General features: G+C 64.5%; 5 protein-coding genes. 3 read left to right on the top strand and 2 right to left on the bottom strand.

Annotated features, from left to right (window positions below; genetic code table 11):
- Positions 1 to 32: 32 nt before the first annotated feature.
- Together FEZ59_RS15440 and FEZ59_RS15435 are read left to right on the top strand one after the other, a co-directional pair.
- Positions 33 to 818 carry an SDR family oxidoreductase gene (locus FEZ59_RS15440; protein WP_019748418.1) on the top strand — a complete coding sequence of 262 codons (786 nt, stop codon included), beginning with the start codon at positions 33 to 35 and terminating at the stop codon, positions 816 to 818.
- 10 nt (positions 819 to 828) lie between these two features.
- Positions 829 to 1,959, top strand: coding sequence for a lycopene cyclase family protein (locus FEZ59_RS15435; RefSeq protein WP_134999242.1), 1,131 nt, complete (start codon positions 829 to 831; stop codon positions 1,957 to 1,959).
- A gap of 32 nt (positions 1,960 to 1,991) precedes the next feature.
- Here FEZ59_RS15435 and FEZ59_RS15430 read toward each other — a convergent pair whose 3' ends face one another.
- The gene (locus tag FEZ59_RS15430; RefSeq protein ID WP_019748416.1) at positions 1,992 to 2,963 is read right to left on the bottom strand and encodes an alpha/beta hydrolase family protein; all 972 of its coding nucleotides are present in this window, start codon (positions 2,961 to 2,963) and stop codon (positions 1,992 to 1,994) included.
- A 140-nt stretch (positions 2,964 to 3,103) separates the two neighbouring features.
- On the opposite strand from FEZ59_RS15430, the gene FEZ59_RS15425 reads away from it, so the two are divergent.
- On the top strand, positions 3,104 to 3,952 hold the full coding sequence (locus FEZ59_RS15425; RefSeq protein WP_020907736.1) for a Ku protein: 849 nt from the start codon (positions 3,104 to 3,106) through the stop codon (positions 3,950 to 3,952).
- Between the two features lies 1 nt (position 3,953).
- Here the strand turns inward: FEZ59_RS15425 and FEZ59_RS15420 are convergent, their stop codons facing one another.
- Positions 3,954 to 18,269 carry a non-ribosomal peptide synthetase gene (locus FEZ59_RS15420; RefSeq protein ID WP_172932850.1) on the bottom strand — a complete coding sequence of 4,772 codons (14,316 nt, stop codon included), beginning with the start codon at positions 18,267 to 18,269 and terminating at the stop codon, positions 3,954 to 3,956.
- Positions 18,270 to 18,304: the final 35 nt, after the last annotated feature.

Raw genomic sequence — 18,304 nt, 5'->3', positions numbered from 1 at the left:
CAGGAGCGTGTGAGTCCGCTAACGTTCGGGACATGACTAGCGAAAACAGCACTCGTCCTCGCGACCTCGAAGGCCGCGCCGCCATCGTCACCGGCGCAAGTCGCGGAATCGGCAAAGCTGTCGCCGCCGAACTCCTCGCCCGCGGCGCCGACGTCTTGATCACAGCCCGCAAGCCGGAGCCCCTCGAGGCCGCTGCATCCGAACTGTCCGATCTGGGGCACGGCGGCAAGGTCGTCGCATTCGCGGGCAACGCAGCCGATGCCGAGGCCCGATCCGGTGCCGTCGACCGCGCCGTCGCCGAGTTCGGTTCGCTCGACATTCTGGTCAACAACACCGGAATCAATCCCGTCTTCGGGTCGCTCATGGAGGCGGACCTCGACGCCGTGCGCAAGATCTTCGACGTGAACGTGGTTGCCGCCCTCGGTTACGTCCAACAAGCACATCGGGCGTGGATGGGCGAACACGGTGGAGCCGTCGTGAACCTGGCAAGTGTGGCCGGGATCCGATCGACGGGCGTCATCGCGGCGTACGGCGCGTCGAAGGCTGCGCTCATCCGGTTGACGGAAGAACTGGCCTGGCAACTGGGACCGAAGATTCGTGTCAATGCCGTAGCTCCCGGGATCGTCAAGACGCAGTTCGCGGCAGCACTGGTCGCTGCCGGCGAGGACAAGGCGTCGGCGGGCTACCCGATGAAGCGGCTCGGCACCCCCGAGGACGTTGCCGGCTTGGTCGGCTTCCTCGTCTCCGACGCGGCGGCATGGATCACCGGCGAAACGGTCCGGGTCGACGGCGGTCTGCTCGCAACGGGATCGATGTAGTGCGCCGATCATGAGCACACTCGACTCCTCCGCCGACGTGGTGATCGTGGGCGGAGGGCCGGCGGGGCGGGCACTCGCGACGCGCTGTATCGCCCGGCAACTCACTGTTGTCGTTGTCGATCCGCATCCTCATCGGGTGTGGACGCCGACGTACTCGGCGTGGGCAGACGAGCTGCCGTCGTGGCTGCCGGACGAGGTGATCGCGAGCCGAATCGAACGCCCGAGCGTGTGGACCAGCGGGCAGAAAACGCTTGATCGCATCTATTGCGTATTGAATACATCTCTACTGCAATCATTTCTCTCCGACACATCCATAAAGGTCAGAGGCTTACGCGCTCAAACACTGTCCACCACCACCGTCGTGTGCGTGGACGGATCGCAGCTGACGGGATCCGTCGTCGTCGACGCCCGAGGCACCGATCTGGCAGTGACAACCGCGCAGCAGACGGCCTTCGGAATGATCGTGGACCGAGCTCTGGCCGATCCGATTCTGGGCGGCAGCGAGGCCTGGTTCATGGACTGGCGAACAGACAACGGCACCTCCGACGCCGACACTCCGTCGTTTCTCTACGCGGTCCCGCTCGACGACGAGCGAGTCCTCCTCGAGGAGACCTGCCTCGTCGGCCGGCCGGCGTTGGGGTTGCGCGAACTCGAAACACGTCTGCGCACCCGACTTCACAATCGGGGCTGCGAAGTCCCCGACGACGCGCCGGTCGAGCGAGTCCGTTTTGCGGTCGAAGGCCCGAAGGACTCGTCCCCGGACGCTGTCCTCCGGTTCGGCGGGCGAGGCGGTCTGATGCATCCGGGAACCGGATACAGCGTTGCCTCCTCACTCGCCGAGGCCGACACTGTCGCGAAAGCAATCGCCGACGGTGAGGATCCGAACGCGGCACTCTGGCCTCGCTCGGCCAAGGCGGTATCCGCTCTCCGCCGCGTTGGTCTGAACGCACTTCTCACCCTCGACTCGGGCGAAGTCACCACATTCTTCGACAAGTTCTTCGATCTACCGGTCGAGGCTCAGCGGTCATACCTTTCCGATCGGCGGGACGCGGCCGCGACGGCGAAGGTGATGGCAACACTGTTCCGATCGTCACCGTGGCACGTGAGAAAGACGTTGATGCGCGCGCCGTTTTTCCGGTGACCAGATCCGCACCGACTACTGATCCGCACCGACTACTGCGCTGCCATCGAGCTGGCGATCATCGGCCAGGAGTTGTGGAGGTCGTCCTGCCAGTAACCCCACGAGTGGGTTCCGGTCGGCTTGAAGTCGAAGGTCGCGGGGATGCCCAGTGCGTTCAGTCGGTCCGCCAATCCGTGCGTGCACCCGTTGACCGCGGATTCGATGATGCCGCCGACGATGATCTGATTCAGGAGTGCTCCGGGGTTTCCGTTCACATCGGGCGCCTGAAGGTTGTCGTGCGGACCTGGCAGCCCGGATCCGGTGGAGACGTACAGTTCGGTCCCCCGCAGCTTCTCCGCGTTCACGACGGGATCGTTCTCGCGCCATCCCGGACCGTCGAACGGTCCCCACATGTTTGTCGGATCAGCGCCACCCCGCGCACCGACCACCAGTCGCACGTAGTCCTGACCCGGCTGGGTGGAAGTCTCCGCGCACCCGCTGTAGGCCCCGACACTCCGATACAGCCCTGGGGCTGAGATCGCGAGATTGAGTACCGAGGTCGCGGTCATCGAGATCGCCGCGATGGAGTTGACCCCGTTGGTACCGAACTGCGCATCGATGACTGGCGGCAGTTCGCGAGTGAGGAACGTCTGCCACTTGTTGCGTCCGAGTACGGGATCGTCCTTCTGCCAGTCGGTGTAGTAGCTGAACGCTCCTTCCAGCGGCGTCACGACGTTGACGTTCTTGTCGGCAAAGAAGTCCAGGACATCGGTCCGTCCTTCCCACGTTGCACTGTCCTCGCCACCACCGGCGCCGTTGAGCAGATACAACGTGGGCCGTGGGGCGCTCGTGTCGGCGGGGAGGATCACCTCGAGTGGGATGTCGCGGCCCATCGCATCGGAGTGGACGCTGATGGTTACGGTGCGTGCCGGATCTGCGTTCGCGGGCCAAGGCGCAAACAGCAGTGGAACCAGTGAAATTGCCAGCGCTGCTGCTACGCGTCGACGGTAGGTTCGGATACTCATCGGAGTATGCCCCCAGGTGTGCGAGTCGGATTCTCGGAGCGGATACCCGCTCGCCGCGCCTCGAACCGGCCCACCCGGACGCAACGGTTCGGGATCAACCGTGAGCGTTTGCCTCGCGCAATCGGCTGGGGGCGACCATCATGGGAGGCATGCGCTCGATTTGGAAAGGCTCGATAGCCTTCGGTCTGGTCAACGTTCCGGTCAAGGTGTACTCGGCGACCGAGGACCACGACATCCGATTTCACCAGGTCCATGCAAAAGACGGTGGCCGCATCAAGTACAACCGTGTGTGTTCCGAGTGCGGAAACACGGTTCAGTTCGCGGACATCGACAAGGCGTACGACTCGGAAGACGGATCGCGCGTCATCTTGAGCGACGAGGACTTCAACAAACTCCCGGCCGCGGAGAAGCACGAGATTCCGGTGCTGGAATTCGTGCCGAACGATCAGATCGATCCGATCTTGTTCGAGAAGAGTTACTTCCTCGAACCCGATTCGGCGTCGCCGAAGGCGTACGTCCTGCTTTCGACTGTGCTCACCGAGAGTGATCGAACGGCACTGGTGCATTTCACTCTGCGACAGAAGACGCGCCTGGCCGCGATGCGCGCTCGCGACGGCGTCCTCGTGATCCAGACGTTGCTGTGGCCCGACGAAGTTCGCGCAGCAGAGTTCCCTTCGCTCGACGACGTGGAGAAGCCGAAGGCCAAGGAACTGAAGATGGCGCAGACGCTCGTCGAGAGCATGGCGGGCGATTTCGATCCGACCGAGTTCACCGACGACTACCAGCTCCAACTGCGGCAGTTGCTCGACGAGATGATCGAGAACGGCGGCAAGAAGGTCATCCCCGCCGCCGAGGTCGACCAAGAGGGCACCGATGCAGAGGTGGTCGACCTCGTTGCCGCACTGCAGCGCAGTGTGGACGAAGCGAAGTCGAACGCCTCCAAGGCCGGCTCGTCGAAGTCGACCACACCGAGGAAGAAACGAGCCTGAGTCAGCCGCGCACGTCTTGGATCTCGATCAGAGCGTCCAACTCGGCGTCGACGTCCGGGGCCGCGTGACGACCCGTTCCGACCGCCAGGTTGATCACGGGCCCGATCGCCTCCAGACCTGCCTCGGTGAACATTTCGGCGTGTGACGTGGGCACCGGACGGTCGATGATCACCCCGGACACGAACGGTCGCCACGCCGACGCCGTTCGCAGCGGGTCGAAGGTGTCGGTCTGTGCCGAGAAGAACAGCAGATCGCCCACGAACTTGCCCGGGCGGTACCGGTGGGCAAGCTGCGCGCCTGCGGAGTATTCCTCGAACAGTCGCTCGATCCGATCGCTCGAGACCAAAGGGTGATCGCCGATGGCTTCATGCAAGAGCGCTTCGGCGTCCTCGGGTGTCATCTCACGCTCGTCGGCGTCCGGGACCGAGATCCCCAACCCGCCGATCAGTTCGGCGAGAGAAGGCTGCGCGCCCGCCATCGTCGGGTCTTCGAGAACGAAGCTGTCGAGCAGAATCAGGTCGGCGACGCTCTCACCCGCTGCTTGCAACTGCACCGCCGCCGCGTGAGCGATCAATCCCCCGATCGACCACCCCAGCAGGTGATACGGACCGTGCGGCTGAACTCCGCGAATTTCCTCGACGTACCGCGCTGCGAAATCCTCGATCAGCTCCGCCCGGAATTCGGGGTCCGTCAGAATCGGCGACTGCAGGCCGTAGAGCGGCCGGCTGGAATCGACGTACCGATCGAGTGCCCCGTAGCACCAGGCCAATCCGATGGCCGGATGGATGCAGAACAGTGGCTCGGCGCGGCCTTCCGGGCGTAGTGGCAGGACTACTGCAAGTGCGGAGGTATCCGCGTCACTTGTCACAACTGTTGCCTCGAGTTCGAAGAGTCTGCGCGCCAATGCCTCCGGCGTCGGGTCGGAGAATATCCACGCGACGGGGACGGTCATGCTGGTGCGTTCCTTGATGGCAGCGACCAAACGCGTTGCCATGAGCGAGTTTCCGCCGAGTTCGAAGAAGCTCGAATCGGCGTACGTGTCTGCGTCGGCGAGATCGAGGACCTCCGCGAAAGCAGCGCAGATCGCAATCTCGTCGCTGCCTTCCGGACTGCGTCCACTCGGCGCCTCCCAGAGGGGCGCAGGCAGAGCTGCGCGATCCAGCTTGCCCGCCGGTGTGGTCGGGACTGCATCGATCGTGACAAAAGCGGACGGGATCATGTGCGCAGGTAGGGATGTGCCTGCGTGGCGTCGTAGTGCGGTGACGTCGACGTCCCCGTGTGCCGGGACGACGTACGCGACTATCCGAGCGTCGACGCCGTCGCCGACGACCACGCTCACAGCCGAATGCACGGACGCCTCCGACGCCAGCACCGCGTCGATTTCACCGAGTTCGATCCGAAACCCTCGAACCTTGACCTGGTGGTCCGCGCGTCCGAGATAGACAAGCGACCGTGCGCGATCTTCACGCACAAGATCCCCGGTGCGGTACATCCGAGAGCCTTCGGGTCCGTGCGGGTCGGCGACGAACCGCGCTGCCGTGAGCGCGGGGTTGCCGAGGTACCCGCGGGCGAGACCGTCGCCGCACACGTAGAGCTCACCGACGACCCGTCCGGGGACCGAGTGCAGTCGGGAATCGAGAACCATCGCATCCACGCCTCGGATCGGACCGCCGATCGTCACGGTCTCCCCCGCGACGAGTGAATCGCTGATGGTGACTGCGACGGTGGCCTCGGTCGGGCCGTACGCGTTGAACATTCGGCGCCTCGGCGCCCACCGAGATACGAGGTCGGCGGTGCAGGCGTCGCCACCGACAACGACGGCCTCGAGATGGTCGAGACCGGCGGGATCGACAGTCGCCAGGGCGGCCGGCGTCACGAATGCATGGGTGATCATCTGCTCGTCGAGCAGTTCGTGCAATTCGACACCGCCGAGAACCGTCGGAGGCGCAATCACCATCGTTGCGCCGGCGCCGAATGCCAGAAGGAGCTCGAGGACCGACGCGTCGAAGCTCGTCGAGGCGAAGCTCAGAGCGCGAGAGTGCGCGGTGACGCCGAAACGTTCCCGCTGTTCGTCGGAAAACGCGGCCAATCCCGCGTGAGTGACCAATACGCCCTTGGGTTTTCCGGTCGAGCCCGAGGTGTAGATCAGGTAGGCCGGGTTGTCGAACTCGAGTGGCGCGTCCGGCAGTGTCTCGGAATGGGCTGCCTCGATTTCGGTGGTGAATTCGACCGCGTCGAGCTCGATCCACGACGTGGCGCCCGGAAGGCCGGCCACATACTCGCCCCTGGTGATACCGAGTACCGCCCCACTGTCGGTGAGCATGTGCTCGATCCGCTCGGCGGGGTACGCCGGGTCCACGGGAAGAAACACTCCGCCGGCTTTCGCTACGGCCCAGAGCGCGATCACATAGTCGGCCGACCTCGGAAGCGCGAGTGCCACAATCATTTCCGGCGCAATCCCGCGAGCGATCAACGCAAACGCCATTGCGTCGGAGCGTCGGTCGAGTTCGCCGTACGTGAGCGTGGCGGAAGCCGCGACGTCGACGATTGCCGGAGCATGCGGATCGGCCGCGCCGCGAAGCAGCAACTCCGGCAAGGTCAAAGCATCGCCGGCCGGACGTCCGGGCAACGCACGCAGGCCACGTCCCGCAAGATCCACGTCACCGACGACGGCGGAGGGCTGGGCAGTCAGTGTCTCGATGATCGTTTCCAGCATCACCGCAAACGACTCCGCCGTATCGGTGTCGAAGAGGTCCTTCGCGTATGTGAGGGAGGCCTCGTAGCCGCCGCCTTCCTCCGCGGTCTGTTCGACAACGGTGAACTGCAGGTCGTACTTGGCGATGTCCGGTGTGATCTCGTGGGCACGAACGGCAAGTCCAGGCAGGTCCCACGTCGTCGGGTGGGCGCCGTGGAACGAGATCATCGTCTGGAACACCGGATGACGGTCGGTGGTCCGGGTCGGCGCCACAACGTCCACGACCTGCTCGAACGGAATGTCCGCGTGGGCGAAGGCGTCGAGATCGACGGAGCGGACAGTACGCAGAACGTCGACGAACGTCGACCCGGGATCGACCGTCGTGCGCAGTCCGACCGTGCCCACGAACATTCCCACGAGGTCGTCGAGAACTCGGTGTCCTCGCCCGGCGACCGGAGATCCGATCACGATGTCCGTGCTTCGACTCAGCCTGGACAGCAGCACGGCATAGGCAGCGTGCAACACCATGAACGGCGTCGCCGCATTCGAGCCGGCGACCGCCTCGACCGCGATCCGGGTGTGCGCCGGAAGCGAGACCGCGGTGTGGCCGCCGCTCAACGACTGGGTGAGCGGGCGCGCTCGATCGCTCGGAAGGTCGATCAGCTCAGGTGCTCCCCGCAACGTCTCCAGCCAGTACGACGCCTGTGCCCCGAGCACGCTCTCGGATTCGTTCACAGAGCCCAGCGCTTCCCGCTGCCAGATGGCGAAGTCCGCGTAGTGCACCTCGAGCGGGGTGAACTCGGGAGCGCGTCCCGAACTTCTCGCGACGTAGGCGGTGAGCACGTCCTTCATCAACGGCGCGATCGACCATCCGTCCGCCGCGATGTGGTGGATCACGATGACAAGTGTGTGGTGCTGCGGCGTCGACTCGAGCAGGAGCGCGCGAACGGGAGATTGGGTCGTGATGTCGAATCCACGCGACGCGAATTCTCTGGCGAGCTCTGCCGGTTCACGGGTGTCCGCATTTGCGTACTCCAGCGAGGTGAATGCATCCTGGATCACCTGGTGTGGGCCGGTGTCGGAGTCGGGGAACACCGTGCGCAGGATTTCGTGCCTTTCGATCACGTCGAGGACCGCAGCTTCGAGGGCTGGGACGTCGAGTGCACCGTCGAGGGAGATCGCGGCGGGGACGTTGTACGCGGGTGAGCCGGGATCCATCTGGTTGAGGAACCAGATGCGGGCCTGCGCGTAGGACAGCGGAACTTGCTCGGGGCGGTCGACGGCGGTGATCGGTGGTAGCGCCTTCGCCCCGGCGGATGTGTCGAGCACGGTGGCAAGTTCCCGAATTTCGGGGTGCTCGAACAGCATTCGGACAGGTACCTGCCTGCCCAACGATTCGCCCAGTCGCTGGGCCAGTCTGGTGGCGAGCAGTGAGTTGCCGCCGAGTTCGAAGAAACTGTCCGACGCACTGATCTGTTCGATACCCAGTAGTTCTGCCACGACGCCGGCAACCTGGAGTTCGGTCGCGGTGGTCAGCGGCTCGACACTTCGCTCGGACGAACGCAGTGTCGGCGCCGGCAGTGCCGCTCGGTCGAGTTTCCCGACGGGGGTCAGCGGAACGTGCTCGATCGGGGTGATCGCCGACGGCACCATGAAGGCGGGCAGTGAGCGGCGCGCATGGTTCAGCAGTTCGTCCATCTCGACCGCATCGGCGCCGAGTACTACGTACGACGCCAACATCGTCTCACCGGAAGCTGCGTCGATGCCCACGGTGACCGCGAACTCGACGCCGGGGTAATCGCTGAGCACGGAGTCGATCTCGCCCAGTTCGATGCGGAATCCGCGTACTTTCACCTGGTGATCAGAGCGTCCGACGTATTCGATCGTCTCGAGCGGCGTCCACCGAACCAGGTCACCGGTCCGGTACATGCGGGTGCCGGCCGGGCCGAACGGCGCTGCCACGAATCGCGTCGCCGTCAACGCGGGTTGGTCGAGGTAGCCGCGGGCAAGTCCCAGGCCGGCGATGTAGAGCTCACCGGTGACGCTGACGGGTACCGGCTGAGCCGAGCCGTCGAGAATTACCGCGGACACGCCCCGGACGGGCCCGCCGATGGTCACGGACTCCCCCACCGTCAGGGCATCGCTGATGCACACCATGACCGTGGTTTCCGTCGGCCCGTAACCGTTGAACAACCGGCGACCCGGTGCCCACTTGCGGACCAGTTCGGGTGAACAGGCCTCGCCGCCGACAACGATCGACTGCAAGACGTCCAGCCCGGTGGGATCGACCGAGGCCAGCGCAGCCGGCGTGATGAACGCGTGGCTCACCTGCTGATCGGTGATCAGTTTTGCGAGGTCCTCGCCGCCGTACACATCGGGAGATGCGATCACCATCGTCGCGCCCTCACCGACGGCGAGCAGCAGTTCGAGGATGGATGCGTCGAAGCTCGGTGAGGAGAAGTGCAGCGTCCTCGACTGCGCCGAGATGCCGTAGCGCGCCGTCTGCTCGGCGGCCAATGCGCTCAGGCCACGGTGAGTGACGCTGACACCCTTGGGCTTTCCCGTCGATCCGGAGGTGTAGATGATGTAGGCGAGGTTGTCGATTCGGATCGGCGCGGCAGGAACCGGCTGCCAGACACCGTCGCCGTGGATGTCGTCCATCGTCATCCACGGAACCGGACGGGGCAGTGATTCGATCACCGCTTCCGTTGTCACTCCGCGAGTGGCTCCGGAGTCGGTGAGCATGTGCAGAATGCGATCGGCTGGGTACCGCGGATCGACCGGAACGAACGCGGCGCCGGTCAAGGAAACGCCCCACAACGCGACGATCGAGTCGATCGAACGCGGAATCGCTATCGCCACAATGTCTTCGGCGCCGATACCTTCTGTGGTCAAACGGCGGGCAAGCGCCGATGCACGGGCGAAGAGATCTCGGTAGAGCACGGTGGTGTCACCAGATCGAAGGGCCACCGAATCGCCTGAACGGGTGGCGGTCCGCGTCAATATTTCGGCCAAGGTGCGCGAACTGGTCCACGCCGGACCTCGTACCGGCATCAGCGACGCCCGCTCGAGGGTGCTGAGGAATTCCATGTCGTCGATTGCGGTGTCCGGGTCTGCGGCGACGGCACGGGCCACCGACTGCACACGTGCGGCGATCGTTTCCGCAGTGGAAATGTCGAAGAGCGCCTCGGCAAACCTGAGCGACCCGGTGATCTCCGCCTTCTCGGAATCGCCTGCCAGCAGGGTGAACTCGAGGTCGAACTTCGCGACGGACGGTTCGAGCGCTTGCGCCTCGAGATGCGCGTCGTGGACGGTTACCTGCGGCGAGACCACATTCTGGTGGTACGACAGCATGACCTGAAACAGCGGGTGTCGCGTAGTGGACCGGTCGAGATCGAGGGCGTCGACCAGCACCTCGAATGGCAACTCGGGGTGCGCGAAGGCGGCAAGGTCGCGTTCACGGACGACCTCGAGCAGGGAGGTGAACGACGCTCGGTGATCGACCGGTGTGCGAAGCGGTACCGAATTGACGAACATCCCGATCAGGGAATCCAGTTCGGGTCGGCCGCGGCCTGCCACCGGAGTGCCGACCACCACGTCGTCGGTAGCACCGAGACGCGCCAGAACAACCGTCAAGATCGCGTGTACGACCATGAATTGCGTCGTGCCACTGCGCCTTGCCAAGGCGGCGAGCCGCTCCCCGGTCGCCGCGTCGATGACGATCGGCACCGATCCGACGGCGGTCGTGGTGACAGATCCGCGTGGGCGATCCACCGGTAGCAGTACCTCGTCCGGGGCACCAGCCATGGCAGCGGTCCAGAAGGTCAGCTCGCGGGCAACCAGAGACTTCTGGTCGTCGATCTGCCCGAGCGAGTCTTGCTGCCACACCGCGTAGTCGGCGTACTGCACGTCGAGCGGTGTGAAAACCGGGGCGTCTCCGACGACGCGTGCGGAGTACGCCGCGACGAAATCTGTCGCGAAGGGAGTCAGGGACCAGCCGTCGAAGGCGATGTGGTGGATGACGACGACCAGTACGTGAGCGAAAGTGTCCTCGCGCACCAGCATGGCCCGAATCGGCAGATCCGAACCGAGATCGAACCCACGCGCCGCGAACTCCGTCGTCGCGGATTCGATACCTTCGGATCCGCAATAGCGCTCGACGGAGAACTGCACGTCGGAAATTGCTCGGATGACCTGGCTCGGGCCGTCGGCGCTGTCGACGTAGATCGTTCGAAGCACCTCATGGCGTGCAATGACGTCCGCAAGCGCCTCCTCGAGTGCATCGCCGTGGATGTCTCCGGTGATCCGGATCGCGAACGGAATGTTGTAGACCGCGGACTGCGGGTCGAAGCGATTGACGAACCACAGCCGCTGTTGCGCAGCGGAGAGCGGTAGTCGGTCCGGGCGAGCACCGGCGCTCAGGGCAGGTCGATCGTCTGATTCTTCGGCGCTCGCCGCCAGACGTGCAGCGAGCGCTTCGACGGTCGGCGCTTCGAAGATCGAGCGCACGTCCACCGCGAGTCCCGTCGCTGCGCTCAACCGCGCGGACACCTGCGTCGCGACGAGGGAGTTGCCCCCGAGATCGAAGAAACTGTCTCCGGCCCGGACCTCGGGTACGTCGAGCAGTGAAGCGAACACGTCGGCGACGGTGCGTTCGAGCCCGGTCTCGGGTTCACGACCCGTACCGAGGACTTCGCGCGGTATCGGCGTCGGCAATGCTCTCCGATCGAGTTTGCCGACCGGAGTCAACGGAATCGCGTCGATCGGGGTGATCGACGACGGAATCATGTACCGCGGCAGCGTGTCGGCGAGTGCCGCAAAGAGCGACTCGATATCAGCGTCGCCGCTGAGCAACACGTACGACGCCAGAGTGGTGCCTGCGGCGGATTCGACGGGAATCGTCGTGGCGAAGTGAACGAGAGGGGAATCCATCAGAGCAGCGTCGATCTCGCCGAGTTCGATGCGGAACCCGCGGATCTTGAGCTGATGATCGCTGCGGCCCACGTAGCGAAGGGTCAGGTCCTTGGTCCAGCGGACCAGGTCACCGGTTCGGTACATCCGCGCACCGGACGTCGAGTACGGATGCGCGACAAAACGATCCGACGTCAGCGCGGGACGAAGGTGGTAACCGCGTGCAAGCCCCGGCCCACCGATGTACAGCTCGCCGACGCCGCCGATCGGGACCGGTTGCAGCCGAGCGTCGAGCACCACGGCGTCGATTCCGCGGATGGGACCGCCGATGGTGATCGGATCGCCCGGTGAGAGTGGGTCACTGATGGCAACCATGACAGTGGTTTCGGTCGGACCGTATCCGTTGTGCAGTCTGCGCCCGTTGCCCCAGCTCGAGACCAATTCCGGGGTGCACACGTCGCCGCCGACGACTACGCATTCCAGCGCCGTCACGCCCGCCGGATCGACGGTCGCCAGAGCAGCCGGAGTGATGAAGGCATGAGTGACCTCGCGGCTTCGGAGGAACTCGCTCAACGCCTCCCCTCCGTAGATGTCGGGAGGGGCGATCACCATCGTCGCGCCGGTCGAACCGGCGAGCAGTAGCTCGAGTACGGCGCCGTCGAAGCTCGGTGACGCAAAATGCAGAGTCCGCGACCCGGCGGTGATCCGGTACCGATCCTGTTGTTCGCGAGCGAGATTGGCCAAACCTGCGTGAGTGACGACGGTGCCCTTCGGCACTCCGGTCGAGCCGGAGGTGTAGATGACGTACGCAGCCGACGCCGCAGTGATCGACGCTGTTCTGTCAGCGTCGTCGATGGCAGCGTCGTCGATGGCAGCGTCGGAGTAGGCGGCACATTCTGCAACCGTGTCCGCGTCGCCGAGGTCGATCCAGACTGCGACGTTCCCGCCGGTTGCCGGACCGGCCGCAACCTCGGCGGACCGAATTCCGATCCGCACACCCGAATCCTCGAGCATGTGCGCAACTCGATCTGCGGGATAACGGGGATCGACCGGGACGAAAACGCCGCCGGCTTTGGTGACCGACCAGACTGCGAGCACGGAGTCGACCGATCGGGCGACGGCCAGTGCGACCGGTGTCTCGGGGCCGACGCCCAGGTCCATGAGGTATCGGGCGATCCGATTCGATCGACGCTCCAGCTCCCCGTACGAGAGTGAGCGATCGGAGTCTTCGAGGGCGATCGCGTCGGGATACGTCCTCGCGGTATCCCCGAGGATCTGCGCCAGCGTCGATTCGCCCACCGAAGCCACGCCGCGCCGCGGCAATATCGCGGCACTCTCCCGGGATCCGAGTACACGAAGATCACCAACCGGTGCAGTCGGTTCCGACACTGCCGATTCCACGAGGGTCACGAAGTTTCGCGCCAAGGCTTCGACGGTCGCGTTGTCGAACAGGTCGGTGGAATAGGTGAACGTGGCATCGATTCCAGCTGCGGTCCCGGACTCGTGACGTTCGGTGACGGTGAGCTCGAGGTCGAACTTGGTCAGCCCCGTCTCGACTGCCCGCGCCGTCATCGACACCCCGGCCAGTTCGGCTGTGTGAGCGGTGGTTATCCGAGAGGTGATGGCAGCTTGAAAGACCGGATGGTGCGCAGGCGAGCGGTCCAGTTCGAGCGCGTCCACGACGACGTCGAAAGGCACGTCCGCACTGTCGAAGGCATCCACGTCGACGGCCCTGACCTGCGACAGGTGTGCGGCGAACGTCGCGTCCCGATCTACGACGGTCCGCAAGGCCAGAGTGTTGACGAACATGCCGACGAGCAGATCGAGAGATCTGTCCCCTCGTCCTGCCACCGGTGTTCCGATGACGATGTCGTCCGTCCCGCTGTATTTGGCCAGAAGCAGGGCGAAGCACGCGTGCAGGGCGATGAACGGCGTGGCGTCGTGATCGCCGGCAAGTACAACGAGCTTCTGATGAGTGGAAGCGCCAATTCTGATGTCGACTCCGGCCCCGCGCATGGTCGGGTCGAGTGGGCGCGGACGGTCCGTCGGCAGGTGGAGTTGCTCGGGCGCTCCCGCCAGCTGCTGCTTCCAGAACGCGATCTGTGAGTGGGCAAGCGAATCGGTGGATGCCACGTCGCCGAGGTGTTCTCGGTGCCAGAGCGTGTAGTCGGCGTACTGCACCGGAAGGGGTGCCCACTGCGGGCTGTTGCCGCCGACGCGGGCGGCGTAAGCGCCGGTGAGATCAGCAGCCAACGGCGCGAGCGACCAGCCGTCGGCCACCATGTGGTGCAGAACTACGACGAGGACTGCTTGCTCGTCATCGCCGTCCTTGTCATCGCCGTCCTCATCGTCGGCGACAGTGATCAGCAGGTATCGGACCGGGCGTTCGCGGACCAGATCGAAACCCGCCGAGGAGAATTCGAAGATCACTCTTTCGAGATTCTCGCGTTCCACTTCGATCGACTCGAGCCCCGCGATACCCTCGCCCAGGCCCAGAACCTTCTGCGTTGCGTTGTCCCCGATTTGAGGAAACACGGTGCGTAGTGATTCGTGACGTGTCACGACGTCCACGATCGCGGCGCTCAGTGCGTCGGGATCGACGTCGCCGCGCAACGACACCGCCAACGGAATGTTGTATGCACCTGATTCCGGTGCGACGCGGTTCAGGAACCACAGTCGCTGCTGCGCGGGAGCAAGAGGCAGTACCGCCGGCCGGGCCACGACCTGGATACCGTCGGCGTCCGGGGTCTGGGCGGCACGCTCGATCGTCGCCGCGATCCCGGACACCGTGGGATGGTCGAAGAGCGCACGCAGCGGCATACGAACTCCGGTGGCTTCGGTCAAGCGCGCCACAGCCGTCGTCGCTACCAGCGAGTTTCCGCCCAAATGAAAGAAATTATCGTCGAGCCCGAGCGGTCCACTACCCAGGATGTCAGCCAGAACCGCGGCTACCTTGCCCTCGGTCGTGGTCGTCGGGGGGCGGAAGACCTTGGTGGAGGCGAGGATCGGCGACGGCAGCGCACGCCGGTCGAGTTTTCCGTTGGTGGTCAACGGAATCGAATCGATGACCATGAAGGCATCGGGAACCATGTAGGTCGGGAGGGCTTCGGCGGCGTGCGTGCGAAGGGCTTCGGCGTCCACGGCGTCCGAAGCGGTCACATAGGTCACGAGAGCGCCGCCGGCCGGCGTCGGAGCCACGACGGTCACGGCGTCGTCGATTCCCGGCGCGCCGAGGATGACGGAGTCGATTTCGCCGAGTTCGATCCGGAATCCGCGGATCTTGACCTGCGCGTCGCCGCGTCCGAGGTATTCGAGTTGTCCGGGCGCAATCCATCGTGCGCGGTCACCGGACCGGTACAACCGTCGTCCGCCGGCATTGAACGGATCGGCAACGAACCGGCCCGCGGTGAGGTCTGGTCGGCCCAGATAGCCACGGGCGAGTTGACCGCCGGCAACATAGATCTCCCCCGCAATCCCCACCGGGACCGGGGAGAGATGCTCGTCGAGCAGGTACACACGAAGTCCGTCGATCGCGTCACCGATCCGGCTGCCGGTAACCGCACTCGCGCTCGCCCGGTCGAGTTCGAGATGGGTGACATGCACCGTCGTCTCGGTGATGCCGTACATGTTGACGAGTGCGGGCCCGGATTCCGTGTGATCGTCGTAGCCCGCGTGATTGTCATACCAGCGCCCGAGGCGACGAAGATCCAAGGCTTCGCCACCGAAGATCACGTACCGGAGCCGGGTCGCCGAATCGGCCCGCAGGTCGGCTTCGATGTACTGGTAGAAGGCCGAGGGCGTCTGATTGAGCACGGTGACGCCTTCTGCGGCGACGAGCGCGCGGAAGGCATCGGGGTCGCGTGAGACTTCTTGATCGACCAGAACCAGCGTTCCACCGTGGAGCAGCGCGCCCCACAGTTCCCACACCGAGAAGTCGAAGGCGAACGAGTGGAACATCGTCCACACGTCGTTGCCGTCGAATCCGAATTCGACCTGCGTGTTCTCGAACAATCGCACCACGGTGGCGTGAGTAACCGAGACGCCCTTGGGTCGGCCCGTCGACCCCGAGGTGTAGATCACGTATGCCAGATTGTCGACTCCGTGCCCGCGCGGGCACTCATCGGTTTCCAGACCCTCACCGGAGTACTCGTCGGAGTCGACCCCGACGACCACCACGTCAGAGTTCGGGAAGGCGGAGTTCGGGAAAGTGGAATCGGAGATGACGCACACCGGTTGCGCATCCTCGACCACGTATGCCAAACGCTCGGCGGGGTGCGCACGATCGAGTGGGAGGTATCCGCCGCCGGCCTTCACTACCGCGACAGCGGCAACGATCATGTCCACGGATTTCGGCAGCATGATTCCGACCAACGACTCGGATTGCACGCCATGCTCGACGAGCTTGCGCGCCAACTGATTCGATCGTCGATCGAGTTCGCGGTACGACACGCGCTCGCTACCTGCGACAACGGCGATCGCTTCCGGGGTCGCCCGAATGCGGTCGGAAAGGATGTCGGAGAGCGTTCGGACCGGGGTAATCGGGAGAACGGGCGGCACCAGCGCCTGGCGCACGTCCGGGCGGAGCAGATCCACTGAGCCGAGCGCCGAGTGCGGAGCACCGACCATCGCGGTCAAGATTCGTAGATAACGGTCGGCGAGGTCCTCGGCTTGCTCCTTCGTGCCGAGCCAATCCAGAACACCGGAGATCGGCTGATCGAAATCGGCATGCTCACCAGTCGGAATCGCCAGGGAGACAAACAGTTCCGGCACGGTGGCCAGATCCGATCCGATAGGCGCACCGACCATGAGCCCCGGAAATCTCGGGTGAGCATCCAGCGGCTCCTCGAAGCAGACCATCGCCCGGAACAACGGGCCCGTCTCCACCCAGCGGCCGTCACCGAGTGCGGCGGTCACCGAAGACAGAAGAATGTCTGCGTGTTCGAATGCTTCGATTGCGACGGTGTCCACCGCACCGACCAGGTCGTTGAGCGTCATGGTGTTCGACACCGTCGAGCGAAGCACCAACTGGTTGGCGAACATCGAGACGAAATCGTCCGGGTTCGAGGCGCCGTACCCGCGGACCGAGACGCCGATCGACACCTCGTCAGCCGAACCGACGCGGCGCAGCAGTCCGGCCATCGCAGACTGGAACAGCACGAACAGACTCGTGTTCATCGTCGTCGCCATCGTCTCGAGGCGGCGGCAGAGGTCTGCCTCGATCTCGAGGGGCGTGGACGTCCGACCGGATCCGGCGACGACCGGCAAACCCAGATCCTCGGCGGGGTTCGACAATGTCGAAGACCAGTACTCGACGTTGCGGGCGTGTTGAACTTCGGCGATCCACTTCCCCGCGGCGTCCGGGTCGATGTCCATCAATCGAGTTCCCGATTCCGCAGCGCAGAACAATTCGAGGAATTCGAGGAAACGTCGGTGGTGACGCGTGATGTCCTCGTTGGTGTAGAGGTCTGGATTCGCGGCGAAGTCGATCTGGATCTCTTCGGCTGCGGAAGTCTGATAGACGTTGACCGAGAGGTCTTCGATCGGCCCGGTCGAGATCACGTTCAGTTCGCCGTGCGCGTCCCCGAGAGTGATTCCCGAGTGGAACAGCATGAGGTTGATCAACGGCCCGTGGAAGCCGCGTCCGTCGGCGATGCTGTGATCACCGGCGTTGAGGTCGCGTCGTAGGTCCTCGTGGCGGTACTTCTGATGACGCAGTGCGCCCGTGAGTTCGATCTTCACCTCGTGCAGCAAGTCCCCGACCGCGAAGTGCGGATCGACACTCGCACGTATCGGGACGACGTTCGACATCATTCCGCCGGACCTGCGAGCAGCTTTTGTCGTCCGCCCCGAGACCGGCAGGCTGAGGACCACGTCGCGGGTCCCGGTGGCCCGGGCGAGGTAAGCCGCCAGTGCACCGATCACCACTGACGACGTAGTCACGTCGTGAGCGACGGCAAGCCGTTCGAGGGAGCTTCGCAGTTCCGTAGGTACCGTCGCCGACCGTAGGCGTGACCACGCCTGCGACGGAGCAGTCGAGGACGCGAGCGAGGTTCCGCCCGGCTTGTCGGCCATCTTGGTGTTCCAGTAGTCGCGATCGCGTTCCCACCGGGAAGAGCCCAGATAATCGGCCTCTGCCTTCACCAACGATTGGAGGGGGGCAGTTACCGCTGGGGGAACTGGCAGATCCCGCACCGCGGCGGTGTAGATCTCGGCTGTGCGGTTCATCATCGACATCGCGCCGAAACCGTCGAGCGCCACATGATGAATACGGCTGTACCAGTAGTAATGGTCGTCGCGAAGCACCAGGACTGCCAGCCTGACCAGGCGATCGGTGAACGGATCGATGGCAGCAGTGTGCTCTTTGCGCATCCATTCTCGCGCCGCCGATTCCGGATCGGATTCGGCGCGCAGGTCGACCACGTCGAGGGAGTCGTCCATGTCGAGATCGAGCCACTGACGCGCAACCCCGTCCACCTCGACCAGGCGCAGGTATCCGGAGCCGATCTCACGGCCGGTCTGTTTACTGGCAGCGGTCAGCAGCTCGATGTCGAGCGGGCCGTCCACGTCGACGTACTGAGCGATGCTGACGGGAATCTCGGGTCGAAGCTGTTGTGCGACAAGCAGGGAAAGTTGCGCGGCAGAAAGAGGGAAGGTGAGTTCGTCGTCCGGACGAGCTGCGGAAACGATTCCTCGGTCGGGACTGCCATCCACACGAATCTCCCTCTTACAACTTGATCATGATGCAA

The sequence above is a fragment of the Rhodococcus sp. MS13 genome, assembly GCF_013277835.1.
Lineage (GTDB): Bacteria > Actinomycetota > Actinomycetes > Mycobacteriales > Mycobacteriaceae > Rhodococcus_F > Rhodococcus_F erythropolis.
This window is presented reverse-complemented; position numbering and strand designations above follow the sequence as displayed.